Origin of the sequence: Erwinia psidii (assembly GCF_003846135.1) — a bacterium.
Taxonomy (GTDB): domain Bacteria; phylum Pseudomonadota; class Gammaproteobacteria; order Enterobacterales; family Enterobacteriaceae; genus Erwinia; species Erwinia psidii.
The window spans coordinates 122,899-147,993 of the sequence record NZ_RHHM01000009.1 but is presented as its reverse complement, the minus strand read 5'-3'; the positions used below and the strand labels follow the sequence as shown (position 1 = coordinate 147,993).

Annotated in this window: 27 protein-coding genes; 8 read left to right on the top strand and 19 right to left on the bottom strand. The window is 52.9% G+C overall.

Going from position 1 to position 25,095, the window contains the following annotated elements; translation table 11 throughout:
• Positions 1-17: 17 nt before the first annotated feature.
• Positions 18-1,928, top strand: a complete 1,911-nt coding sequence (locus EB241_RS12950) for an ABC transporter ATP-binding protein (protein WP_124233580.1) — start codon at positions 18-20, stop codon at positions 1,926-1,928.
• A 407-nt stretch (positions 1,929-2,335) separates the two neighbouring features.
• Here EB241_RS12950 and EB241_RS12945 read toward each other — a convergent pair whose 3' ends face one another.
• Positions 2,336-2,938: a LysE family translocator gene (locus tag EB241_RS12945; protein WP_124233579.1), complete on the bottom strand. Its 603-nt coding sequence runs from the start codon at positions 2,936-2,938 to the stop codon at positions 2,336-2,338.
• 78 nt (positions 2,939-3,016) lie between these two features.
• Here EB241_RS12945 and EB241_RS12940 point away from each other — a divergent pair, with 78 nt between their 5' ends.
• Both EB241_RS12940 and EB241_RS12935 read left to right on the top strand, forming a co-directional pair.
• A complete protein-coding gene (locus tag EB241_RS12940) occupies positions 3,017-4,012 on the top strand; it encodes a hydrolase (RefSeq protein WP_407644277.1) in 996 nt (331 codons plus the stop codon).
• Between the two features lies 1 nt (position 4,013).
• On the top strand, positions 4,014-4,235 hold the full coding sequence (locus tag EB241_RS12935) for a YheU family protein (protein WP_124233577.1): 222 nt from the start codon (positions 4,014-4,016) through the stop codon (positions 4,233-4,235).
• Between the two features lie 41 nt (positions 4,236-4,276).
• On the opposite strand, the gene EB241_RS12930 is transcribed toward EB241_RS12935, so the two are convergent.
• A complete protein-coding gene (locus EB241_RS12930; RefSeq protein WP_124233576.1) occupies positions 4,277-4,522 on the bottom strand; it encodes a hypothetical protein in 246 nt (81 codons plus the stop codon).
• Between the two features lie 33 nt (positions 4,523-4,555).
• Here EB241_RS12930 and EB241_RS12925 point away from each other — a divergent pair, with 33 nt between their 5' ends.
• Positions 4,556-5,425 carry a phosphoribulokinase gene (locus tag EB241_RS12925; protein ID WP_124233575.1) on the top strand — a complete coding sequence of 290 codons (870 nt, stop codon included), beginning with the start codon at positions 4,556-4,558 and terminating at the stop codon, positions 5,423-5,425.
• 29 nt (positions 5,426-5,454) lie between these two features.
• Here the strand turns inward: EB241_RS12925 and EB241_RS12920 are convergent, their stop codons facing one another.
• Positions 5,455-5,859 (bottom strand): OsmC family protein, encoded by a 405-nt coding sequence (locus EB241_RS12920; protein WP_124233574.1) that lies wholly within the window; start codon positions 5,857-5,859, stop codon positions 5,455-5,457.
• Positions 5,860-6,168: 309 nt separating this feature from the next.
• Between EB241_RS12920 and crp the strand changes: the two genes are divergently transcribed.
• On the top strand, positions 6,169-6,801 hold the full coding sequence (gene crp / locus EB241_RS12915; RefSeq protein ID WP_124233573.1) for a cAMP-activated global transcriptional regulator CRP: 633 nt from the start codon (positions 6,169-6,171) through the stop codon (positions 6,799-6,801).
• Positions 6,802-6,857: 56 nt separating this feature from the next.
• Complete coding sequence (locus EB241_RS12910; RefSeq protein WP_124233572.1) at positions 6,858-8,936, top strand: YccS/YhfK family putative transporter; 2,079 nt, start codon at positions 6,858-6,860, stop codon at positions 8,934-8,936.
• A gap of 31 nt (positions 8,937-8,967) precedes the next feature.
• Here the strand turns inward: EB241_RS12910 and argD are convergent, their stop codons facing one another.
• From argD to ppiA, 3 genes are all read right to left on the bottom strand, one after another.
• The gene (argD, locus tag EB241_RS12905; protein ID WP_124233571.1) at positions 8,968-10,188 is read right to left on the bottom strand and encodes a bifunctional acetylornithine/succinyldiaminopimelate transaminase; all 1,221 of its coding nucleotides are present in this window, start codon (positions 10,186-10,188) and stop codon (positions 8,968-8,970) included.
• Positions 10,189-10,271: 83 nt separating this feature from the next.
• Complete coding sequence (locus EB241_RS12900) at positions 10,272-10,847, bottom strand: aminodeoxychorismate synthase component II (protein WP_124233570.1); 576 nt, start codon at positions 10,845-10,847, stop codon at positions 10,272-10,274.
• Between the two features lie 117 nt (positions 10,848-10,964).
• Positions 10,965-11,537: a peptidylprolyl isomerase A gene (gene ppiA, locus EB241_RS12895; protein WP_124233569.1), complete on the bottom strand. Its 573-nt coding sequence runs from the start codon at positions 11,535-11,537 to the stop codon at positions 10,965-10,967.
• Between the two features lie 274 nt (positions 11,538-11,811).
• Between ppiA and tsgA the strand changes: the two genes are divergently transcribed.
• Entirely contained in the window at positions 11,812-12,996 is a 1,185-nt protein-coding gene (tsgA, locus tag EB241_RS12890) for an MFS transporter TsgA (RefSeq protein WP_124233568.1), read from the top strand.
• Between the two features lie 55 nt (positions 12,997-13,051).
• On the opposite strand, the gene EB241_RS12885 is transcribed toward tsgA, so the two are convergent.
• Positions 13,052-14,332, bottom strand: coding sequence for a cytosine deaminase (locus EB241_RS12885; protein WP_124233567.1), 1,281 nt, complete (start codon positions 14,330-14,332; stop codon positions 13,052-13,054).
• Positions 14,333-14,517: 185 nt separating this feature from the next.
• On the opposite strand from EB241_RS12885, the gene EB241_RS12880 reads away from it, so the two are divergent.
• Positions 14,518-14,958 carry a hypothetical protein gene (locus tag EB241_RS12880; RefSeq protein WP_124233566.1) on the top strand — a complete coding sequence of 147 codons (441 nt, stop codon included), beginning with the start codon at positions 14,518-14,520 and terminating at the stop codon, positions 14,956-14,958.
• Between the two features lie 33 nt (positions 14,959-14,991).
• Here the strand turns inward: EB241_RS12880 and trpS are convergent, their stop codons facing one another.
• The 12 genes from trpS to pilM form a co-directional block, all read right to left on the bottom strand.
• On the bottom strand, positions 14,992-15,996 hold the full coding sequence (gene trpS, locus EB241_RS12875) for a tryptophan--tRNA ligase (RefSeq protein WP_124233565.1): 1,005 nt from the start codon (positions 15,994-15,996) through the stop codon (positions 14,992-14,994).
• Entirely contained in the window at positions 15,993-16,691 is a 699-nt protein-coding gene (locus tag EB241_RS12870; protein WP_124233564.1) for a phosphoglycolate phosphatase, read from the bottom strand. The genes trpS and EB241_RS12870 overlap by 4 nt, the downstream gene beginning before the upstream one ends.
• The gene (gene rpe, locus EB241_RS12865; RefSeq protein WP_124233563.1) at positions 16,675-17,361 is read right to left on the bottom strand and encodes a ribulose-phosphate 3-epimerase; all 687 of its coding nucleotides are present in this window, start codon (positions 17,359-17,361) and stop codon (positions 16,675-16,677) included. The genes EB241_RS12870 and rpe overlap by 17 nt, the downstream gene beginning before the upstream one ends.
• Before the next feature lie 53 nt (positions 17,362-17,414).
• A complete protein-coding gene (gene dam / locus EB241_RS12860) occupies positions 17,415-18,236 on the bottom strand; it encodes an adenine-specific DNA-methyltransferase (protein WP_124233562.1) in 822 nt (273 codons plus the stop codon).
• A 125-nt stretch (positions 18,237-18,361) separates the two neighbouring features.
• The gene (locus EB241_RS12855; RefSeq protein ID WP_124233561.1) at positions 18,362-19,357 is read right to left on the bottom strand and encodes an SPOR domain-containing protein; all 996 of its coding nucleotides are present in this window, start codon (positions 19,355-19,357) and stop codon (positions 18,362-18,364) included.
• A 96-nt stretch (positions 19,358-19,453) separates the two neighbouring features.
• Positions 19,454-20,542, bottom strand: a complete 1,089-nt coding sequence (gene aroB, locus EB241_RS12850; RefSeq protein WP_124233560.1) for a 3-dehydroquinate synthase — start codon at positions 20,540-20,542, stop codon at positions 19,454-19,456.
• A gap of 49 nt (positions 20,543-20,591) precedes the next feature.
• Positions 20,592-21,113, bottom strand: a complete 522-nt coding sequence (gene aroK / locus EB241_RS12845) for a shikimate kinase AroK (RefSeq protein ID WP_124233559.1) — start codon at positions 21,111-21,113, stop codon at positions 20,592-20,594.
• Positions 21,114-21,482: 369 nt separating this feature from the next.
• Positions 21,483-22,721 carry a DNA uptake porin HofQ gene (gene hofQ / locus EB241_RS12840; protein WP_124233558.1) on the bottom strand — a complete coding sequence of 413 codons (1,239 nt, stop codon included), beginning with the start codon at positions 22,719-22,721 and terminating at the stop codon, positions 21,483-21,485.
• The gene (locus EB241_RS12835; protein ID WP_124233557.1) at positions 22,645-23,085 is read right to left on the bottom strand and encodes a DNA utilization family protein; all 441 of its coding nucleotides are present in this window, start codon (positions 23,083-23,085) and stop codon (positions 22,645-22,647) included. Before EB241_RS12835 ends, hofQ begins: the two co-directional genes overlap by 77 nt.
• Complete coding sequence (locus tag EB241_RS12830; protein WP_124233556.1) at positions 23,072-23,575, bottom strand: HofO family protein; 504 nt, start codon at positions 23,573-23,575, stop codon at positions 23,072-23,074. The genes EB241_RS12835 and EB241_RS12830 overlap by 14 nt, the downstream gene beginning before the upstream one ends.
• Positions 23,572-24,150, bottom strand: a complete 579-nt coding sequence (locus EB241_RS12825; protein WP_124233555.1) for a PilN domain-containing protein — start codon at positions 24,148-24,150, stop codon at positions 23,572-23,574. The genes EB241_RS12830 and EB241_RS12825 overlap by 4 nt, the downstream gene beginning before the upstream one ends.
• Entirely contained in the window at positions 24,150-24,974 is an 825-nt protein-coding gene (pilM, locus tag EB241_RS12820) for a pilus assembly protein PilM (protein WP_124233554.1), read from the bottom strand. The genes EB241_RS12825 and pilM overlap by 1 nt, the downstream gene beginning before the upstream one ends.
• Positions 24,975-25,095: the final 121 nt, after the last annotated feature.

Here is a 25,095-nt window from a genome sequence, read left to right as displayed (position 1 = left end):
CTGACATTACGGCGCTTATGATTGTCTTCTCTTCGTTACAAATACGGCGCGGTGTCCGCGTACTGCTGGATAATGCCAGCGCCACCATAAATCCAGGACAAAAAGTCGGACTGGTGGGGAAAAATGGCTGTGGCAAATCGACACTGCTGTCGCTACTTAAGCATGAGATAAGCGCCGACGGCGGCAGCATGAACTATCCCGGCAACTGGTCGCTGGCCTGGGTTAATCAGGAAACGCCGGCACTCTCCACTCCGGCCATTGACTATGTAATTGATGGTGATCGAGAGTTCCGTCAGCTGGAAACCGCTCTGGCCCACGCCAATAAAATCGATGACGGTCATGCCATCGCCACGCTGCATGGCAAACTTGATGCCATTCAGGCATGGACCATACCGTCTCGCGCCGCCACCTTGCTTAACGGATTAGGCTTTTCGCAGGAGCAGTTACAACGCCCGGTAAGCGATTTTTCCGGCGGCTGGCGGATGCGCCTCAATCTTGCACAGGCGCTGATTTGCCGCTCAGATTTGCTCCTGCTGGATGAACCAACAAACCATCTCGATCTTGACGCGGTAATCTGGCTGGAACGCTGGCTGAAAAGCTATCAGGGCACGCTGATCCTGATCTCCCATGACCGCGACTTCCTCGATCCGATTGTGGATAAGATTCTGCATATTGAGCAGCAGTCCATCTTCGAATACACCGGCAACTACAGTTCGTTCGAAATCCAGCGGGCGACCAGGCTGGCGCAACAACAGTCAATGTATGAAAACCAGCAGGCAAAAGTTGCCCATTTGCAAAGTTTCATCGATCGCTTTAAGGCAAAAGCCAGTAAAGCAAAGCAGGCGCAAAGCCGCATCAAAATGCTGGAGCGCATGGAGCTGATTGCCCCTGCACATGTTGATAATCCCTTTACTTTTAGCTTCCGCGCACCAGAAAATCTCCCTAATCCGTTGCTGAATATGGAAAAGGTCAGCGCTGGCTATGGTGAGCGCGTCATCCTGAACTCGATCAAGCTTAACCTGGTGCCCGGTTCACGCATCGGCCTGCTTGGCCGCAACGGCGCGGGTAAATCGACACTGATTAAACTGCTGGCCGGTGAACTGGCTCCGCTGGAGGGCGATATCGGCCTGGCGAAGGGTATCAGACTTGGTTACTTCGCCCAGCATCAACTGGAATTCTTACGGGAAGATGAATCTCCGCTGCAACATCTGGTCCGGCTCGCCCCTAAAGTGCCGGAGCAACAGTTACGCGACTACCTGGGCGGCTTTGGCTTCCAGGGCGACAAGGTAAGCGAGAACACCGGGCGCTTCTCCGGTGGAGAAAAAGCGCGCCTGGTGCTGGCGTTAATTGTCTGGCAGCGTCCCAACCTGCTGTTGCTTGATGAACCGACCAACCATCTCGATCTCGATATGCGTCAGGCGTTAACTGAAGCACTGATCGACTTTGAAGGCGCGCTGGTGGTGGTATCGCACGATCGCCACCTGCTGCGTTCCACCACAGACGATCTCTATCTGGTCCATGACGCTAAGGTAGAGGCGTTTGATGGCGATCTGGAAGATTATCAGCACTGGCTGGGTGAGTTACAAAAGCAGGAGATCGCCAGTGCCGAACCCAAAGCGGACAATCTGAACAGCGCCCAGGCCAGAAAAGATCAAAAGCGCCGCGAGGCAGAACTGCGAACGCAAACGCAACCTTTGCGCAAACAGATTGAGACGCTGGAAAAGCAGATGGAGAAGCTGAACAATCAGCTGACCGCCGCCGAAGCAAAGCTGGCGGATACCGCCATCTACGATCAAAGCCGCAAGGCAGATCTCACCACAGCTCTGCAACAGCAGGCCGAGGCGAAATCCGCGTTGGAAGCGTGTGAGATGGCATGGCTGGATGCTCAGGAACAGTTAGAAACACTGCTCCAGTCATCGAGTCAGTAAGCCGTATTCACAGCAATAACCGCGCGGCGCATCATGCCCCGCGCCGGTTAAATCCCCGCCAGCTGTGATCCCCCGCGCTGCATGACCGCCATATTGATTGTTATATGCAGGGTCACCACCATGTTCAGACTGGGTAAATTCCTTTTACCAAGGTCGCGTTTCAACAGAAGTGACCTTCCTGATGCTTAATCAATTATCTCCGGGAAGCAGTGCCGGATACAAATGCCATCAGGCCCATAGCAGCTTTGAGCCAGATTGTTCTGGCAGATAAATCGGTTATTACTTGCTCATTTTGCGTCAACATTCCGAACCAGCGCGCGAAAAACACTCCCTTTCTCACAGCATTGGAGACACCACTCGCGGGGTGCAGTCCACAGGGCACTGGTTGCTCTGAAACAGCTCAGCGATCAGTGCCAAATCAGCAATACACAGGCGGCCGTCAGCAGTCCCATTGCCAGATTAAAAACCACCCAGGCACGACGGCTGGCAAGAATACGTCCGATGAGCGAACCAAAAGCCAGCCAGATAACGCCGGACACAAAATTAACCAGCGCCATCCCAACGCTTATCGCCATCACCGAACCCCACCATGCGTCGCCCGCCAGACTGAAGCTGGCCACCGCACCCAGCGCCATCAGCCAGGCTTTGGGATTGATCAACTGTAGCAGCCCACCCTGCCAGAATGGCATTGGACGCGTTGGTGCGTCGCCCGTGTCGAGCTTCTCGTATTTTGCCGTGGCAATTTTCCACGCCAGCCAGAGAAGATAGGCACTCCCGGCGATTTTCAGAAACAGATGAAGGGAAGGATAAAGCAGAATTAAGCCACCCATGCCAGAAGCCACGATGAACAACATCACCTGCATGCCGATCATGATGCCAGTAAGCAGCCACAGCGAACGCACAAAACCAAAGTTGGCGCCCGATGCGGTGAGTAACATATTATTAGGTCCTGGAGTAATCGCCGCCACCCAGAGGAAACCCAGCATTGACAAAAATAAACTCAGTTCCATATGAATCAGGTGCTCCTAACAGTTGATCAGACATGAACCTGATGAAGCTAGCAATATGACAGGGAGCCGACAAGCATTTTGAATATCATTTCAAATCAGCACGCCACTGATTTTCATCCCATAGCGGGATGGCGTAACCCACATCTGCAAACCCTCCTGCCGCGACTGGTGCGCCGCAAGATCCGCCTGTCCCCCCACTGGCAACGTCTGACACTACCCGACAGCGATTTTGTCGATCTGGCATGGAGTGAAGATCCAGGGCAGGCGAGCCATAAGCCACGCATGGTACTGTTTCACGGGCTGGAGGGCAGTGTTTACAGCCCGTATGCGCATGGTCTGTTGCAGACGTGCCAGCAGCGTGGTTGGCTGGGCGTGGTGATGCATTTTCGTGGTTGCAGCGGAGAACCCAACAGACAGCACCGTATTTATCATTCTGGTGAAACCAGCGATGCCACCTTTTTCCTGCAATGGCTGCGCGAGCAATGGGGTCACGTACCCACTGCCGCCGTTGGCTTTTCTCTGGGCGGCAATATGCTGGCCTTTTTGATGGGTGAGCAAGGCAGTGATTGCCTGCTTGATGCCGGGGTGGTGGTGTCCGCACCGCTGATGCTGGAGCCTTGTAGTCAGCGCCTGGAACAGGGGTTTTCCCGTATCTACCAGCGTTATTTACTCAACCAGCTTAAACAGAATGCGGCGCGTAAACTTATCGCCTGGCCGGGCACGTTGCCGGTCGATATGATACAACTGAAAGCGCTCAGGACACTGCGTCGCTTTGACGATGCCATCACCGCCAGAGCACATGGCTTTCAGGATGCCACCGACTATTACCGACGTTGCAGCGCCATGCCATTGCTCCCGGGCGTCAGTAAACCCCTGTTGATCATTCATGCCCAGGACGATCCCTTTATGACCAATGAAGTCATCCCCGCCCCTCATCTGTTACCTGACTGCGTGGAGTATCAGTTGACCCGCCATGGTGGACATGTAGGATTTGTCAGCGGAACCCTCTGCAAACCACAAATGTGGCTGGAGCAGCGGATCCCACAATGGCTCTCAACCTGGCTGGACAACTGAGATGATTATTCCCTGGCAGGATCTCGAAACAGAAACGCTGAATAACCTGATTGAATCCTTTGTGCTGCGGGAAGGAACAGATTACGGCGAACATGAGCGTTCACTGGCGCAAAAAGTCAATGATGTGCATCTTCAGTTACGTAACGGTGAGGCGGTGCTGGTATGGTCTGAACTCCACGAAACGGTCAATATCATGCGCCGTGGACAACTCAGCCAGACATAAATTTTACCGGCTGACCAGCCATTCCCCTGTTTTCACTATCGTCACTTTTCCGGTGCCATAACGCTCCCACTAACATCGCCAGGCTGGCGGGCAATGTTCACCGTACCAGCCGACTTCACCACCTGCTGATATTCTCCTTTGTGGTCATTCACGCAAGCTGGCAGCTCCTGACAGGGTGTTTTTATCGCGGCAAAGAGGAGGTTAATACGAGGATCGATATTGCGTAATATTGCCACCGGTAGTCGGCGGACGGGGTGATGACACCGGGTAACGAAACGTGTTAACAATGGTAGATCCCTCTATTTACAAGGAATACGTCTATGTCTGCAAAACATCCGGTCATTGCCGTCACCGGCTCCAGTGGCGCAGGAACCACCACGACCAGTCGCGCATTTCGTAAGATCTTTCAGCAGTTAAACCTGCATGCAGCCGAGGTGGAAGGAGACAGTTTTCATCGTTTTACCCGACCAGAAATGGATATGGCGATCCGTAAAGCACGGGATCTGGGCCGCCATATTAGCTACTTCGGCCCGGAAGCCAACGATTTCTCCCTGTTGGAAGATACCTTCAGGGAATATGGTTGTAGCGGTAGCGGCAAGTCCCGTAAATATCTGCATACCTTTGATGAAGCCGTTCCGTGGAACCAGGTTCCGGGAACCTTCACGCCCTGGCAACCGTTACCGGAACCGACCGACGTACTGTTTTATGAAGGTCTGCATGGTGGGGTGGTGACACCGCAAAATGATGTGGCGCAGCATGTTGATTTGCTGGTTGGCGTGGTACCGATTGTCAATCTGGAGTGGATTCAAAAGCTGGTGCGCGATACCGGTGAACGCGGTCATTCCCGCGAGGCGGTGATGGATTCTGTCGTGCGGTCAATGGAGGATTACATTAATTTTATTACCCCGCAATTTTCGCGTACTCACCTCAATTTTCAACGCGTGCCAACCGTTGATACCTCGAATCCTTTTGCCGCGCGTTCCATTCCGTCTCTCGACGAAAGTTTTGTCGTTATCCATTTCCAGGCGCTGGAAGATATTGATTTTCCCTACCTGCTGACAATGCTGAAAGGCGCGTTTATTTCCCGCATCAACACGCTGGTGGTGCCGGGCGGTAAAATGGGGCTGGCGATGGAACTGATCATGGCACCGCTGGTTAAACGGTTAATAGAAGGAAAAAAAATAGAGTAGCGCCCTGCCCGGACAGGGCCGCAGTGGGACTACAGCGCGATCGCCTCATAGCTGTGTGTGATCGCCACCCCCTTGCCCAGCATCAGCGCAACGGAACAATATTTTTCTGCCGAAAGATCAACGGCACGGGATACCGCTTTATCATCCAACGCGTTACCGCTCACGATAAAATGCATATTAATATGGGTGAATACCCGCGGCGCTTCTTCTCGCCGTTCTGAGGTGAGTTTAACCTCGCAATCTTTTACGTCATGACGACCTTTCTGCAGGATTGAAACCACGTCAATCGCACTACATCCCCCCGCCGCCATCAGAACCATCTCCATCGGACTGGGTGCTTTATCCCCTGAGTTGCCATCCATCAGCACCTGATGCCCGGATGACGATTCCCCCAAAAAGGTTAGCCCTTCAACCCATTTGACACGTGATTGCATAACAAACTCTCCTAATTCATTCAATTAACTTAAGATTACGCTTAAATAACAAATACGGCAATGTGGCAACTTTCGCACTATGATGGAGTAAAGAGAACAGAAGACACTGATGCAAAGCTGTGCTACAAAAGACTGTAAAATTTTCGTCAGTACCCTACAAAACATGACGAAACGTAATGACAAAACAAGCCAGGCTCTGAATAAGGGCCACATAAATTTCCTGACAGGGAAACACTTGACTATTTCATCGCCTGACAGGGAACTCTATCCCTGAATTTAAGGCACGATTACAACAGAGGATAACAGCGAATGGTTCTCGGCAAACCGCAAACAGACCCGACACTTGAATGGTTCCTGTCACATTGCCATATTCACAAATATCCATCAAAAAGTACGCTGATTCACCAGGGTGAAAAAGCAGAAACACTCTACTACATCGTCAAAGGCTCAGTAGCAGTGCTGATTAAGGATGAAGAAGGCAAAGAGATGATCCTCTCTTACCTCAATCAGGGTGATTTTATTGGTGAACTTGGCCTGTTCGAGGAAGGTCAGGAACGCAGCGCATGGGTGCGGGCAAAATCCGCCTGCGAAGTCGCGGAAATCTCCTATAAAAAATTCCGTCAGCTTATCCAGGTCAATCCTGAAATCCTGATGCGTCTCTCTTCGCAGATGGCTCGTCGTCTTCAGGTCACATCCGAGAAAGTTGGCAATTTAGCGTTTCTTGACGTGACAGGGCGTATTGCCCAGACCCTGCTGAATCTGGCTAAACAGCCCGATGCCATGACTCACCCGGATGGGATGCAAATCAAAATCACCCGCCAGGAAATTGGTCAGATTGTCGGCTGCTCCCGCGAAACCGTTGGACGTATTTTAAAAATGCTGGAAGATCAGAATCTGATCTCGGCGCACGGTAAAACTATCGTTGTCTACGGCACCCGCTAACCGTCACGGCTCCACGGCGTAACGTTCCTGGTTACGCCTTTCATTGGTACGGAGTCATGTGGCGTCGAATTATTTATCACCCGGAAATTAATTACGCATTACGCCAGACGATGGTGCTCTGTATCCCAGTGGCTATTGGCTGGTTGCTGGGGCATCTGCAAAACGGCCTGCTGTTCTCTTTAGTGCCTGCATGCTGCAATATCGCCGGTCTGGACACGCCACATAAACGCTTTTTCAAACGCCTGATCGTAGGCGGCGGCCTCTTTGCCTTTAGCAGCTTTCTTATTCAGTATCTGGGCGAATATCGGGTTCCCTTACCCGTGATCCTTTTTGTAATGGCGATGTTACTGGGTGTTGCCGGTGAAATCAGTCCGCTCCATGGGCGCCTGTTACCCGGATCGCTGATTGCCGCTATTTTTACCCTCAGCCTGGCTGGTCGGATGCCTGTCTGGCAGCCGCCCATGCTTTATATTCTGGGGACCACCTGGTATGGCATTTTCAACTGGTTCTGGTTTTGGCTGTGGAAAGAACAGCCAATGCGCGAAACGCTCAGTCTCCTGTATCGCGAGCTTGCCGGTTACTGTGAAGCAAAATACACCTTGCTGACCAAACTGACTGACCTGGAAAAAGCCCTACCGCCTCTGCTCACCCGCCAGCAAAAAGCGGTCGATCTGATCACCACCTGTTACCAACAGATGCATATGCTGGCCGCCAATAACCATAATCACCACAAACGGCTGACACGCGCCTTTCAGGTTGCGCTGGATTTGCAGGAACATATCTCAGTCAGCCTGCATCAGCCAACAGAGGTACAAAAACTGGTGGGACAGAGCCACGCTGAGGCCGTTATCCGCTGGAATGCGCTCACCATTGCGGCCAGACTTCGCACCTTAGCGGATGACATTCTTTATCACCGCCTGCCCGATCGTTTCAGCATGGATAAGCAGTTGCAGGCCCTGGCAAAAATTGCCCGCCAGCATGCTGCTAATCCCGTCGGTAGTTTCTGCTATTACCACTTCAGTCGCATCGCACGGGCGCTGCGGACACAGCGTCCTCTTTATCGGCGTGATTTGATGGCCGACCGCCAGCGCCGCTTACCGCTTTTACCCGCGATAAAAAGCTATCTTTCCCTGAAGTCATCAGCGTTGCGAACCGCCGCCCGCTTTGCGGTAATGCTGACCTTCGCCAGTTCGATGGCGCTGTTTTTCGATCTACCCAAACCCTACTGGATACTGATGACGGTGATGTTTGTCAGCCAGAACGGCTACAGTGCCACCCGTGTACGGATCCAACACCGGGCGCTCGGCACACTCGCCGGACTGATTATCGCCGCCATCACGCTACGGCTTCATGCCCCGGAATCGCTGGTACTGCTGGTGATGCTGGTGGTCACCCTGATTAGCTATCTGTTTATTCGTAAATTTTACGGCTGGGCAATGGTCGGATTTACGGTAACGGCGGTTTATTCACTGCAACTGCTGTCACTGAACGGCGCGGACTTTTTGTTACCGCGCCTGATGGATACGCTGATGGGATGTCTGATTGCTTTTGGTGGCATGGTCTGGCTGTGGCCACAGTGGCAGAGTGGCCTGCTGCGACAAAACGCTCACGATGCGCTGGGCGCTTATCAGGATGCACTGCAAATGCTGTTGGGGAGCGAGCAGAGCCCGGAGAAGCTGGCGTATCAGCGTATCAGGGTTAATCAGGCGCACAATGCGCTGTTTAACTCACTCAACCAGGCGATGCAGGAACCGGGATTTAACGCCAGCTACCTGGCAGATATGAAACTATGGGTTACGCACAGCCAGTTTATTGTTGAACATATCAACGCCATGACCATTCTTGCTCGTGAGCACACCATGCTAACCGCGGCGTTGGCAGAAGGCTATTTACAGGCATGTGAAATTGCGCTGCAACGTTGCCAGCAGCGGCTGGAATATGACGGTCCCAGCGCGGAGTCTGATGTAATGGAGGCCAGGATAAAACAGCCACAAGGGGCGGTGACCATTCTGGAAAGGCATGTGCAGCGGATCCTGGGGCATCTGAATGTGATGCATACCATCTCTTCACTGACCTGGGTCAACCGCCCACAGCATGGACGCTGGTTGTCCCGACGTTTGAGAAAACCGGCCTGATTATTCAGGCCGGTCGTCGCCATAAAAAGGCTTATGCTGACATCAGTTTCGTCACCGCCGCCGCAAAGCGCGCCATGCCCACTTCGATATCTGCCGGTTCAATAACCAGTGAAGGAGCAAAGCGGATAACATCTGTCCCGGCGCTGAGTACCATGACCCCTTCTTCTGCCGCTGCGTTGAGGATATCACGCGCCTTGCCAGCATGTTTAGGCTTGAGGGCCGCGCCGATCAGCAATCCTTTACCACGAATATCGCTGAACAAATCCAGGCTGGTATCAATCGCTTTTAACGCATTAATAAACATCTGACGACGGACCTCCACGCCGTTTAACACCTCCGGCGTGTTGATGATATCCAGCGCCGCTTCAGCCACCGCACACGCCAGCGGATTACCGCCATAGGTGGTGCCGTGCACGCCAGGCGACATCGTGGAGGCAATCTCATTGGTGGTCAGCATCGCACTGACCGGGAAACCACCACCCAACGCTTTCGCCGTGGTCAGAATGTCCGGCACCACGTTGTAATGCTCATAAGCAAACAGCTTACCGCTGCGGCCCATCCCGCTCTGCACTTCATCCAGCACCAGCAGCGCCTGATGCTCATCACACAGCTGGCGCAGGCCCTGCATAAACTCCGGCGTGGCTGGCATTACGCCGCCTTCGCCCTGGACAGGTTCAACCACGATGGCACAGGTATGATCGTCGATAACCGCTTTCACCGCCTCCAGATTATTAAAAGGCACATGAACAATATCCGCTGGCTTTGGACCAAATCCGTCGGAATATTTCGGCTGACCACCAACAGAAACGGTAAAAAAAGTGCGTCCGTGGAAAGCATTGTGGAAAGCGATGATTTTACTTTTATAGGGCGAATGGCGTTTTGAAGCGTAATAGCGAGCCAGTTTAAAAGCAGCCTCATTGGCTTCTCCACCGGAATTGGCGAAGAAAACGCGGTCAGCAAACGTTGCAGCAATCAGTTTGCTGGCAAGGCGCAGCGCGGGTTCATTAGTGAATACGTTGCTGGTATGCCACAGGGTTTCGCCCTGGGTTTTCAAGGCATCCACCAGCGCCGGGTGGCAGTGTCCCAGCGCGGTCACCGCAATTCCGCCAGAGAAATCGACGTATTCCTTCCCCTGTTGATCCCAGACCCGGCTGCCTTTACCTTTCACCGGCACAAACTGAGCCGGTGCATAAACAGGCAAAATAACCTCATCAAACGTTTTACGCGTTACCGCTAATTTATCCGCTGCCATTAACTACTCCACATTGTTCATGTTGCTTAAAAGTGAAAATATAATCACAAAATATGCATAAAAAATCACTCAAAGGCAACTTTTTACTGGTGAATAAAATTGTCCAGCAATTGATGTCCCTGCTCACTCAGGATGCTTTCAGGATGAAACTGCACGCCCTGTAACGGGAGCTGCCGGTGACGAAATCCCATAATCTCATCGGGCTGGCCATCACGCACCGTCCATGCAGTTATTTCGAATTCCGCCGGGAAAGATGCTTTTTCAACGATTAACGAATGATAACGCGTCACCGTCAGTGGATGGTTAAGACCGCGAAATACGCCACCATTATTATGTTCAATGGCGGATGTTTTGCCATGCATGACTTCCCTCGCCCGCACCACCCGCGCCCCAAAAGCCTGCGCAATCGCCTGATGCCCCAGGCAGACGCCAAGGATCGGCACTTTTCCGGCAAATTCCGCGATAGCCGCCAGCGAGATCCCGGCATCATCAGGCGTACAGGGGCCAGGAGAGATAACCAGATGTTCGGGACGCAGCGTGGCGATTTGTGTCAGCGTCAGTTCATCGTTGCGATGTACACGAACCTCAACGCCTGACTGACAAAAGTATTGATAGAGGTTCCAGGTGAAAGAGTCATAGTTATCAATAAGCAACAGCATGGACGCTCCGGGCAGGAGAAGGAGAGCACTGGTCTACACAGGAGTACAAAGCGGGGTCATGGCTGTGTCATGCCGCTCAGGGTATAAACAGGCAGCAACACTCCCCCACCGGCAGATTCAGGGCAGGACTTTAGCGGAAAGAATAACCACTGGCTTCATCGGAACATTTTGGTAAGGTCCGACATTCTGCGAAGGCACCTGAGAGATTTTATCCGCCACCTCCTGTCCTTTGATGACTTTACCAAATACGGCATAGCCGAAATCACGCTGGCCGTGGTCAAGGAAGGCGTTATCGGCCACATTGATAAAGAACTGGCTGGTGGCACTGTCTTTATCAGCAGTACGGGCCATAGAGATGGTTCCGCGTTTATTCAGCAGACCATTATCCGCTTCATTTTTAATCGGGGCGTTGGTCGGTTTCTGCTGCATATCTGTGGTAAAACCACCACCCTGAACCATAAAACCAGGGATCACACGGTGGAATGTGGTGTTGTTATAGAAGCCACTGTTGACATAATCGATAAAGTTCTTCACTGAGACCGGTGCCTTCTGGTTATTCAGTTCCAGCTCAATATTGCCAGCCGAAGTGGTCAACAACACATGGGTATCACTCTTCGCAGCCAGCGCTGAAGCAGAAAGTGTGGATAGCGCAATCACAGTAGCAAAGGCAGTTAACGTACGTTTTAGCATGAAAGATTCCTTACTGAAGACAACGGGCCAGGAAAAGAGAATTGATTTTAAAGAGGCCCTGATCAACACGCCAGCCTTTTGCTTTTATTTACTGTCACAAATTAACATGGCAGCTATTCTTGCCAACATCGAAAAGTGATATACATCACAAATCCACGGCATATGAAAAAAACACATTTCATTATTGATTTAAGCAGATCACGAAAATCATTACACTGCTGGGGCTTACCGGAGGCGTCAGCCTCACTCTCCTTCAGGATCGCAGACACTGACTATGACTAACCGTAATCGAATTGGCCTTACCTGGATCAGTTTTTTTTCCTATGCGCTTACCGGCGCGGTCGTCATTGTGACCGGTATGGTGTTGGAAAATATTGCTGACTATTTTCACCTGCCTGTTGCACAAATGAGCAGTACCTTTACTTTCCTCAACGCGGGCATTCTGGCAGCGGTATTTCTGAATGCCTGGCTGATGGAAATCATTCCGTTGAAACGCCAGCTGATTTTTGGTTTCGTGCTGATGGTCCTGGCAATACTTGGCCTGATGACCAGTCACAGTCTGACCGTTTTCTCACTGAGCATGTTTGTGCTGGGCGTGGTCAGCGGCATCACCATGTCGATTGGTACCTTTTTGATAACCCATCTTTATGAAGGACGTCAGCGCGGCGCACGGCTGCTGTTTACCGACTCCTTCTTCAGCATGGCGGGCACCATTTTCCCGATCGTTGCCGCCACCATGCTGGCACACGCGCTGCCGTGGTACTGGGTCTATGCCTGCATCGGACTGATCTATATCGCAATCTTCGTGCTGGCACTGTGCTTTGAATTTCCTGTGCTGGGCAAAACAGCCGCCAACCAACAACCGGCAGAAAAAGAAAAATGGGGTATCAGCGTACTGTTCCTGTCCGTCGCCGCGTTGTGCTATATCCTGGGGCAGCTGGGCTTTATCGGCTGGGTGCCACAATATGCCACCAAAAATAGGGGGATGGATCTGGGACAGGCGGGAGCGATGGTGGGCAACTTTTGGACCGCCTATATGATTGGTATGTGGGCATTCAGCGCCATCCTGCGCTTTATTGATCCACAGCGCATCGTGACTCTGCTTGCCCTGGTCTCCACGCTACTGATGTACTGGTTTGTCAGTAGCACCGATGCCGCCATGCTGAAGTGGATCATCATAAGCCTCGGCTTCTTCTCCAGCGCTATTTACACCACCATCATCACATTGGGTTCACTGCAAACCCGGATCGCTTCAGCAAAACTGGTGAACTTTATTCTTACCTGCGGAACGGTGGGCACCATGCTGACCTTTGTGGTCACCGGCTACGCAGTGGAAAAAGGTGGCCCTCATGCCGCGCTGCTTGTCGCCAACGTGCTCTATGCAGTGGTGTTTATCATGTGCTTGCTACTCGGGCCGGTCAGCAAACACAGACGGCATGTCGGAACTTCACCACATTAATCGTGCCAAATGTAAACAGGCCGGGATTTCCCGGCCTGTTTTCTACGGACCGATCTCACCGCTTAAAATTAACGCTTTCGCTCCCGTGCAAATGAATTTGGGTCTCTGCGGGTCGGGTCTGTGCAATCACCCGACCATCGCGGACAGAGTAGCGCACCGGTACCTGACGACGCAGCGCATCAAAACCACTGTCGGCTGGCAGAATGATCAGACTGGCGCGATTACCGGTCTGGATACCGTAATCCTTGAGTTGCAAAGTCATTGCGCTGTTAGTGGTGATCAGTTTAATCCCTTCATCCAGCTGTCCATACCCCATCAGCTGACAGACATGCAGCCCCATATGCAGCACCTGCAACATACTGGCGGTGCCTAATGGATACCATGGATCGAACACGTCATCATGGCCGAAACAAACGTTGATACCCGCCTCCAGCATCTCTTTCACTCTGGTGATGCCACGACGTTTGGGATAGCTGTCAAAACGGCCCTGCAAGTGGATATTGACCAGCGGATTGGCAACGAAGTTAATGCCGGATAGCTTCAGCAGGCGAAACAGCCGCGAAGTATAAGCGCCATTGTAAGAGTGCATCGCTGTAGTATGGCTGGCGGTTACCCGTGGCCCCATTTTTTCACGCAATGCCAGTGCGGCGACCGTCTCCAAAAAACGTGATTGCTCATCGTCAATTTCATCGCAATGAACATCCACCATACGCTGATACTTCTGCGCCAGTGCAAAGGTTTTATGCAGCGACTCCACGCCATATTCACGGGTGAACTCAAAGTGAGGAATAGCCCCAACCACGTCAGCCCCCAGCTTCAGCGCCTCCTCCAGTAATAGCTCCCCGTCCGGGTAAGAAAGAATGCCCTCCTGGGGAAAAGCCACAATCTGAATATCCACCCAGGGTGACATTTCCTCTTTTACTTCCAACATCGCACGGAGTGCGGTCAGCGTCGGGTCGGAAACATCAACATGAGTGCGAACATGCTGGATCCCGTTAGCTATCTGCCATTTCAGCGTCTGTCGGGCGCGTGTTTTTACATCTTCGTGGCTTAACAACGCCTTACGCTCTGCCCAACGCTCAATCCCTTCAAACAGCGTGCCGGACTCGTTCCAGGCTGGTTCACCTGCGGTTTGCGTGGTATCAAGGTGGATGTGCGGTTCGATAAAAGGCGGGAATGCCAGCCCCCCCTCCGCATCCAGCGCATCTTCTTCAGGCGCATTCTGTGGTTGAGCAGAAAGCGAAGCAATAACCCCATCGCGGATACCGATCTGCCATAACCCGTCACGCCACGGCAAACGAACGTGATTAATCCATTTCAAATTAATAACCTGCATGGAAACGCTCCTCAACATCAGTGGTCTCTGTTAAACATACCACTGATTTCAATCGCTGCACGGGAGATTAGCCGATCGGCAATGGCATGCCGGGCTCCTCGCCCTCACTGACTACGGCATGGTGGTATCTGGCAGCGGGATTCTTATCTATACTGATTTTTTGCCCGTATAGCGAAGGAAATTGTATGAATCGCCTGTGGTTTACTGTTTTGCTGGCCAGTCTGAGCCAGTTGAGTTGTGCCGCAACACTTAGCTATTCAACGTTACAGGGACGCTGGCAGGTGCAGTCTGTACATGTCAACAGCGACGGTATTCAGGCAGTGGTGGAGAACGACCCCCAGTATATGGGGGCAGAAGTCACCTTCTCGTCGGACAGCATCATCTGGACGAAAGGCACCAAAGATCGTCCAATCGATCCGGCGATCGATAACTGTAGTGGCAAAACCAGCCTGACGCCTGCCGATCATAACGATCCTGAAATGGGCTACCAGGTTGCGGAAGGATTTAACGTACTTTGCGGCAAACAGCCCTGGGGACCGGGCGCGGTGGTCACGTCGCCGGTCAGAAACACCATGACGCTTTACTGGTATGACGGCGCAATTTTGACTATGAAAAAAACCGGATAGCCGGGGGCGAGCGCTCCCGGCCGTTTGTGCCTGTTATGGCTGGGCAACAAATCCTACCGCTGAATAGACTTTGTTCAGCGTTTCCTGAGCCTGAGCGCGTGCTTTTGCCGCACCATCGCGCATCACCTGCTGAAGAAAAGCTTCATCATTGCGGTAGCGGTGATAGCGTTCCTGCAGATCGGTCAACATCCCGGAAACCGCTTCTGCTACCGCACCTTTCAGGTGACCATACATCTGGCCTTCAAACTGTTTTTCCAACGCAGGGATGCTCTGCCCTGTTACCCCTGAGAGAATATCCAGCAGGTTAGAAACCCCCGCCTTCTCCTTAACGTCGTAACGCACTATGGGCGGCTCATCCCCATCGGTCATCGCACGTTTGATCTTCTTTACAACCGATTTGGGGTCTTCCAACAGGCCAATGACGTTATTACGATTGTCATCAGACTTTGACATCTTTTTGGTTGGTTCCAGCAGTGACATCACGCGGGCACCTGATTTGGGGATAAACGGTTCAGGGATCTTAAAAACGTCACCGTAGAGAGCATTAAAGCGTGAAGCCACATCGCGGCTCAGTTCCAGATGCTGTTTCTGATCTTCGCCAACCGGCACCTGCGTGGTCTGATACAGCAAAATATCAGCCGCCATTAACACCGGGTAATCAAACAGACCGGCATTAATGTTCTCTTCATAGCGCGCCGACTTGTCCTTGAACTGTGTCATGCGGCTCAGTTCACCAAAGTAGGTGTAGCAGTTGAGGACCCAGCTAAGTTGAGTATGTTCGGGCACGTGTGACTGAACAAAAATAGTGCTCTTCTCAGGATCGATACCACAGGCGAGATAGAGTGCTAAGGTGTCCAGTGTCGCCTTACGAAGCGCCACAGGATCCTGGCGAACGGTAATGGCGTGTAAATCGACAATACAGTAAATGCAGTCGTAATCATCCTGCATACTGACCCACTGACGCAGCGCACCCATATAGTTACCGATGGTCAGTTCGCCGGATGGCTGTGCGCCGCTAAATACGATGGGTTTACTCATGTGTTTCGTCCCGGTAATGGCAGCCCAAGGGCGGGCAACAAATCGTTAAAATGATCGAGTACAAGGTTTGGATGGCTACTGGCGATCGGCTCACCATAGTTATAACCGAACGTCATCCCCACACAGGGACAACCAGCCGCCTGGGCGGCAAGGATATCATTACGGGAATCACCAACAAAGACCAACTCGCCGGGCTTCAGGCCGAAGCTGCCCAACACCAGGAATAACGGCGCAGGATGAGGCTTTTTCACCACCACATCGTCACCGCCTAACACCAACGAAAAGTAATCGTTAATGCCCAGTGATACCAGAAGGGGCCGGATAAAAGGCGTCGGCTTGTTGGTGACAATCGCCATCGGGATACCACTTGCGGCGAGCGTAGCCAGGCTCTCTTTCACCTCAGGAAACAGCCTGCTGCCTGTTGCTATCGTGAGGGCGTAATGCTTATCGAACAACGCACGGGCTTCGGTCTGCAGATGATTTGTCGGCGGGTGCCCCAGCGCCCAGCTCAGGGCGCGTTCGATCAGGATATCGGCACCGTTCCCAATCCATGTTGAAACCCGCTGAACACCTGCTGGGGGTAAATTAACCGCGCTCAGCGCGGCATCCACCGCATCGGCCAGACCTGGCGCGCTGTCAACCAGCGTCCCGTCAAGATCGAAAGCAACGCCACGAATCTCAGTGAAATGAGCCATGACGCGATTTCTCCAGTTCGGTCCGCATATCATCGATGACTTTTTTGTAATCGCTCTGACCAAAAATAGCCGATCCTGCGACGAACATATCCGCACCGGCCGCGGCAATTTCAGCAATATTATCCACTTTGACGCCACCATCCACTTCCAGACGAATATCATAGCCGCTGCGATCGATCAGCTGGCGCGCCTGACGCAGTTTATCCAGCGTGGCAGGAATGAAAGACTGGCCGCCAAAACCGGGATTGACAGACATCAGCAAAATGACGTCAATCTTGTCCAGTACGTAATCCAGATAGCTCAGTGACGTCGCGGGATTAAACACCAGTCCCGCTTTACAACCGTGCTCTTTAATCAATTGCAGGGAACGGTCAACGTGATCGGAGGCTTCAGGGTGAAAGGTGATATAACTGGCTCCGGCTTTGGCAAAATCAGGGATTAACCGGTCAACCGGCTTTACCATCAGATGCACGTCAATCGGCGCTGTAATGCCGTAATCACGCAGTGCTTTCAATACCATAGGTCCCATTGTCAGATTGGGAACATAGTGATTATCCATCACATCGAAATGCACCACGTCCCCCCCGGCTGCCAGCGCTCTGGCGGTGTCTTCCCCCAGGCGGGCGAAGTCAGCAGATAAAATTGATGGGGCAAGTAAAAACTGTTTCATCCATTTCTCCCAGTTTGGTGCGCCTGACGCCAGGCACGTACTGCATTTGAGATTCAGCCACCTTCAAACAGCGCCAGCAGCTCCTGAACCTGAGTGCGGCCCGTGCCGCTGCGGCTGATTGAACGTCGGACTTTAATCTGATGAAGCTGCCGCGCGGCCTGATACCATTCACGGGTAAGCGGTGTGTCATGGTTGGAGATCAGCACCGGGATGCGGCTCTCACGGGCCAGTTTCTCCGCCAGCTCGGCCAGATGCTGCTGTTGCCATAAACTGAAACTGTTGGTGTGATAGGCGGTAAAGTTCGCCGTGCCCGACAGCGGCGCGTAAGGTGGATCGCAGTAAACAACCGCCCCCTGCTGCGCCCTGCTCAGGGTAACATCGTAAGATTCACAGACAAAGGTTGCATTCTGTGAGCGTTCTGCAAACCAGTAAAGTTCTTCCTCAGGGAAATAGGGCTTGAGATAGCGACCAAAAGGCACATTGAATTCACCACTGAGGTTGTAGCGGCACAGTCCGTTGTAACAATGGCGATTGAGATATAAAAATAACACGGCACGACGAAAAGCATCGCTGCATTGATTGAACTCCTTACGACGCGCATAGTAAAAATCCGCGTGGTTACTTTCAGAGGTAAACAGCTCACGGGCGCTTGCTACAAACTGATCCACACGGACTTTAACGATGTCGTAAAGATTGATCAAATCATCGTTGATATCCGCCAGTATGTAGCGCGGAAAGCGGGTGTTAAGAAACACCGAGCCCGCGCCCACGAAAGGCTCAATCAGACAGTCTCCCTCAGGAAGGTAACGTTGAATATCATCAAGCAACGGGAACTTACCGCCCGCCCACTTCAAAAAAGCGCGATTTTTTTTCATGCCGTCGTTTTAATACAATTACTCTTCCTGCTGCGGTCATACCGACAGCACATCTGCGCTTTGAATGGTCAGCCCGTAGCGGACAAGCCTGACGTTCGTCGTTGGCCGGACAGGCCCGGCCACGGTTAGTGTGACGCTTCTTTCTTCACCTGGCTAACCGATTTCACCCAAGGGTTTTGCGCACGCACTTCAGCGGGCAACGAGGCGACAGCATGTTTAGCTTCGGCTGAGGTGGCGTATGAACCACTGACCAGCACAAACCAGGGCTGGCCATTGCGAGTGGTTTGGTAAACGTGATAGCTACTCAGGTTCTGTTTTTTCGCCCATGCATTTAGCGAGTCAGAACGTGAGGCGCTGCTCAGCTGAAGCGTATAGCTGCCTCGTGGCACCGAGGTTGTGGCGGTTTTCGCTGCTTCAGGGGCAACATGCGACTTTTTCTCTTTAACCGGTTGAGCAACGACTGGCTTATCGCTGCTGACAGGTTTGTTATGATGCTGCACAACAGGGCGTGGCGGCGTCGCCTGGCGGGGTTGGCTGGTGGCCGCTTTGGGTGTGGCAGCAGGACTTGCTCCCGGCACCACCGTGGCTGGCGCGGTCGGCAACGAACTGGCATTATCCTGAGGGCGTTGAGCCGCGTTATCGACCTGGCCCTGTTGGTTAGCCAGAGCGTTATTGAGATCGCCCGGTAATTCAACGCGCTGCTGATTTGCCGGCGTCTGTACCGGAGCAGCCTGAGTCGGTGTTGATGAGACCGGCGGCGCACTGAGTTCCTGCGGACTATTGCCAGCCTGCACGGCAGGCTGCTGTGCACCCGATTGCCCACTCATTGAAGACGAACCGGAAAGATCGATGCTTTTATCGCCACTGCCAGAGGACGTCGGGGCTGATGAAGAAGGTGGCTGTGAAGCTGGTGACTGTGCAGACTGATTGCCATTGCCTGTACTGTTCAGCGCTGAGCCTATGCCAATCACTAATAGCAGTAACACCAGAATGCCGATCCCCATCATCATATATTGACGGGACACAGGCACCTTAGGGGCAGAAGACGTCTTGCGGGACCGCTGTGGACGGCGATCGCTGGCATCAGGTTTTAACTCGTCTTCCGGTTTAAACTCGTCCATTCAACCTCCTCCAGTAGATCGGAAAAGCCGCACCACTTCCTGTGGGCGGACGTTACTTCATAAATTAAAACCGGATCCAAATCCGAACAGACGGCCTCAGACTTGCTCACAATCTTTAATGGCAGCCAGAACCGTATCATGCCCAACACCGGCGCGCACTTCCGCTTTGCCAATCGCTAGTGGCAAAACCAGACGCAGTTCACCCGCCAGCACTTTCTTATCACGCAGCATATGCGGCAGATAGGCTTCAGGAGCCATACTTTCTGGCCCGGTAACCGGCAAACCGGCGCGCTGTAACAGTGTGATAATCCGCATGGTATCTTCATCACGGAACTGACCAACACGTTCCGCAGTGCGGGCCGCCATAACCATGCCAGCGGCCACGGCCTCGCCATGCAGCCAGTTACCGTAGCCCATATGCGCTTCGATAGCGTGGCCATAGGTATGGCCAAGATTCAGCAAAGCGCGCAGGCCCCTTTCATGTTCGTCAGCAGCAACCACCTCTGCCTTAAGTTCACAACATCGGCGTATGCAATACGCCATCGCCTTGTGGTCCAATGCCAGCAACGCATCCAGATGGTTTTCAAGCCAGTTGAAAAACTCACCATCCAGAATAATGCCGTATTTAATCACCTCTGCCAGCCCGGAAGAAAGTTCCCGCGGTGGAAGCGTGCTCAGACAGGTCAGGTCAACCACCACCGAAGCTGGCTGGTAAAACGCCCCGATCATGTTTTTGCCCAGAGGGTGGTTAACGGCCGTTTTACCGCCAACAGAAGAATCAACCTGTGACAGCAGCGTGGTAGGAACCTGAATAAAACGGACGCCTCGCTGATAGCTGGCAGCCGCAAAACCGGTCAGATCGCCGATCACCCCACCGCCCAGCGCGACCAGCGTCGTGTCGCGACCGTGTGATTTTTCCAGCAGCGCCGTAAAAACCTGATCCATCACGGTTAGCGTTTTATACTGTTCGCCATCAGGCAGGATCACCTGGTCAACCTTTACACCAATGCTTTCCAGCCGCTGTCGCAGGGCGTCAAGATAGAGCGGGGCCAGCGTCTGGTTTGTCACCAGCATAGCCCGATTACCCGACTCAAGCGGCCAAAAAGACGCCGGATCGTTAAGCAGGCCAGCAGCTATGGTTATGGGGTAACTACGCTCCCCCAAAGTGACGGAAACCTTCTCCATGAAGCATATCACCTTAATGACATTGGCCCGCAGGCGGGATGAGCCTGATTCAGCTCTTCTCTAACATGCTGATAATCTGATTAGCGACCACCTTCGCACTCTGATCGTCAGTGCGAATGGTCACATCAGCAATCTCTTCATACAACGGGTTGCGTTCATCTGCCAGCGCTTCCAGTACCTCACGGGGTGGAGAATCCACCTGCAGGAGAGGTCGCTTTTTATCACGCTGAGTTCGCGCGAGCTGCTTTTCGATGGTGGTTTCCAGATACACCACCACGCCGCGCGCTGAAAGACGATTGCGTGTTTCACGGGATTTTACCGAACCGCCACCGGTAGCCAGCACGATGCCCTGTTTTTCGGTGAGTTCGTTGATGATTTTTTCTTCGCGATCGCGGAAGCCTTCTTCGCCTTCAACGTCGAATACCCAACCCACATCCGCTCCGGTACGTCGCTCAATTTCTTGATCAGAATCGAAAAATTCCATATTGAGTTGCTGAGCTAACTGACGCCCAATAGTGCTTTTGCCGGCACCCATAGGCCCAACCAGAAAGATATTGCGTTTCTCTGCCATTTTTTTGGTATTACTAAGACAATTCGTTAATGATACCCCGTCCAACCGGACAGGACATGAACTGAAACCTCATGAGCGATAGTGCGAGAGTCAGACGAAAATTATCTCAACACTCAAGGTGTTTTGGCAACCGATTAAATTAATCTTGCCCATCATGTTTCAGTCAGCTTGATTATCAGCCCGATGTCACTGCATCAGCTACGCCGTTTGCGCACGATAAAAAAACGGGTTAAGTGCATTTTGGGAGGACTGCCCCCCTAAAACCAAAATCGCTAAACCTTGTAAGCTAATTCCGCTCTTGCGTCAAACGCATATGGCCTGATTCAATCAAAAAAGGCTCCTGTTGCTCAGTTTTGGTCAGGAAAACCATTATTGTTCGCCAATTAATCGGGGCGTAATGAAGATCACCAACTCACGCTTCTTTTGCTCAGCGTTAGCATGGCGAAACAGCGCACCAATCACTGGCAGACTGCCCAGTAACGGCACGGTACTCTGTCCCTGTATACTCTGCTGCTGAAAGATCCCACCCAGCGCCAGCGTTTGCCCATCTTTCACCGTGACCTGGGTCTGAATTTCCTGTTTATCAATGGCAATGTACTCACCGGAACCACTTCGCAGGACGCTACCCGGAAGATTCTGGCTGATGTGAAGTTTCAGCATTATCCGTCGATTGGGCTGTACCACTGGCGTAACCTCCATCCCCAGCACGGCTTCTTTAAATTCAACCGATGTGCTGCCATTACTGCCGCTGGCGACTTCATAGGGAATTTCCGTGCCCTGCTTGATACTGGCGGTTTGCTGATGCGAAGTGAACAGACGTGGACTGGCGATAATCTTCAGCTTATTTTCCTGCTCCAGCGCACTCAGTTCCAGATCCAGTAATCGTCCATTTAACCGGGCTACGGATACGCCAGCCGTTAGCGCCGGACTGGCGGCGGCCAGATTAACCCGTAACTGGCTTGCCCGCAGTGCGCGATTAACCTGCTCATCTGCACTCATCGCCCAGCTCACGCCCAGCTCACGCAGACTGTCTTCACTGATAGTGACAATATGTGCCGACAGCTCAATCTGTTCCAGTGGTCTGTCAAACGCGGTGACCCAGCGGCGGGTTTCTTCCAACGCCGCTGGTGTGTCGCGCAGCAGCAGACTGTTAGTTCTGCTATCAACAGTTACGCTACCGCGTGGCGTCATCAGCGTGCTGCGTTCGGCTACAAGGCTGTTGTTCACCGTTGCCGCGTCGGCATAGTGCAACGTCAGCACACGTGTATGCAAAGGCTGGGCATTTTCCTCCTTTTGCTGGCGCAGGGCCTCCTGATGATCTTTTTCCTGCTGCCAGCTTTGCGGCCAGGCCAACAGGATATTGTCCTGCTGCTCAATGCTTAACTTGCCCATCCGGGCTACCAGCGCCAGCGCCTGTGGCCACGGCACATTATGCAAGCGGAGCGATAATGCCCCTTCAACGCCAGGACCCACCACTAAATTAAGCTGCCGGTAATCTGCCAGCGCCTGAAGAACCTGACCAACGGGAACATCATCGAATGCCAGAGACAACGCTGTTGGGCTGCCGTATAGCGGTGGCAGGGCTGATAACAGAATCAGCGCCAGCATGGATATAATCCTTTTCCTTTGCATAAATATTCCCTTTTAACATCATTTTCAGCGATGCAGCGCATCCATGCCAATGGACAAGGGTGATACTGAACGCCTCCAGCTGAGACAATTGCCAGCGTTCATCCGGCCTCTGACCTTTTGCCCAGAGCCTGCCGACACCCTGTGGAGAAACCAGCCATGCCCGGTAATCCCCTGGATTACCCACAACGCCGCGTAGTTGCCAGGCAGGAGCAACGGGCGGTGCATTCAGACATTCAATATCCTGAGGCGGCCGGAAAGGATCGCGTTCAGCATGGCACGGACCAGAAAAGCTCAGGCTTAACGTCAACAGAGTGCTGCACCATCGGTTATAAATCATCATTCAGCACCATTGATAACCTGACCAGCAGCAGCCCCTCCTGTTCACTCAGCGAAAAACCGGACAGTACGATCCCCGGGGATAAGCCACGTAAATAGGCAAGAACAGCCAGAAACCCGCGCCAGCCCATACGCACTGTCAGCTCACCTCCCTGGTTATCTGGCTGCCATGTTTCCATCGTGCCACCTGAATGGGCGATCAGCGCAGCCAGTGATCCTCCGCCATACTTCGCAGGCAACAGCGCATTTTCTAACCGGGTAATATCTGCCTCAAGCAGCGGCGGCGGCGGTTGACGCAGCAGAGCTCGTTGGGTGAGACGGTTGTGTGCTGACTGTTGCCACAGCATTCTGTTCAGCACCTCAGCCTGATGCAGCATGGGCCGAAGGCCACACCACCACAACGCGCAAGCCAGCAGCAAGCTGCCCAGCAAAAGCGTGAGAACGCGCCACCACAAAGGAAGATATAACCAGCCAGTAAGCCAGTTATGGCTCATGGTTTTTCGCCCCCCTTTTTAGTGCGTTGTTCAGATATCTCCACCGTATTGTGTTTCAGGACCGCTTGCAGACTGAACCGGATAACCCCCTGCCGGTCCCGGCTAAGCTTGCCGGTTCTGACCTCGCTGAATAACGGTGCCTGCAACAGCTGCTGTCTGAGCAGCCGGACATCCGCTATCGCCAGACAAAAGCCAGCCAGGGTAAGGCGCTGCGGCGTTTTGTTCAGCTCACTTAGCCACAGAGTGGCGGGCAGCTTCATGGCAAGCCCGCCAGCAAAATCAGCCCACCCTGCCATGTGCGCCTGCTGTTGCTGTTGCAGGATGAACTGTTGCTGCAAAGACTCACGCTGTCGGGTCAATGCATCTATCCTGACTTTAACGCCATTCAGCTGCTGCCCCGCTTCATGCTGCCGCTGTACCGCCTTAGCCAGCTGGGTATTCAGCGTATGCAGACCGACAACCGGCAGCAGTCCAGCAAGAAAAACCGCCAGTAAAACCAATAATATCAGCGACCAGCGGTGTAACCTCGCCCGAAGCAGTTGATCGCGCCATGGCAAAAAATTAACCAGCACCATCAGGCGTCCCCAGGTCGCAACGCCAGTCCGGCGGCCAGGGTAAATGCACCAGGATTTATCGGTAGCGGAGGCTGCATATGAGCAAGCACAGCGAGTGGATTTAACCACCGGGCGCCTTCTGGTAGTGGCGTATCCATTATCGCGCTGTAATAAAAAGAGTTCACATCAGGCAGGTGCACCCGTCGGAGGCTTGTAAAATCTGGTGCGTCCTGCAGTGAGCAGCATCCCCAATTTGGTTGCCGGAAGGGACAACACCATAGCCAGTGGTCGTATAACCGGTGCACCAGTACAGCTCCGGGGTCAAGCCGCATATTTTTTGCCAGCACAAACAGCGCGGTGGGTGTCAGTTCCAGCACCTGAGGTGACAGATCCGCTTCATGCAGGCAGTGTAACCAACCTTGCAACGCCTCACGCCGTGTGGCGGTAAGCCATAGCTGGTCGTCTCGCTGTTGCGGCTGACGATAATCCAGCGTCAACGTTTCAGGTTCAACAGGAAAAAAGCGTTTCGCAGCGGCGTAAATGTAGCTGCCGCAATGCGGCTCCCGTAACTGCTGGCGTGTCACCTCAAGCTTACGTTGCAATACCAGTTGAGGCGGAAACCCAACCCGCAGTGAAACACGGTAAGGCAGCTGTTTTCGAAAGCGTTGTAATAGGGTCGTGAACACCTCAGAGCGTTGCAGTTGACCATCTGTCAACGTATCGTGCGGCAAAGCATGTTGCCACCAGTGACGCAATTGCCAGCCGTTGCGACGCCTCTGGACAGCGAGGGCACAAAGTTGTCCATTTTGTATATCCAGACCGACTTGCCATGTCATAAATGCCATTTAATGTGATCTCCATATTGTCAATGCCAGAAATTACCCGGTCTGAAGTTACCTGTATCAGAAATTGAGGTATCCAGGCGTCTGGCTTGCCTTTATACTACCGCGCGATTGTTTATAAACT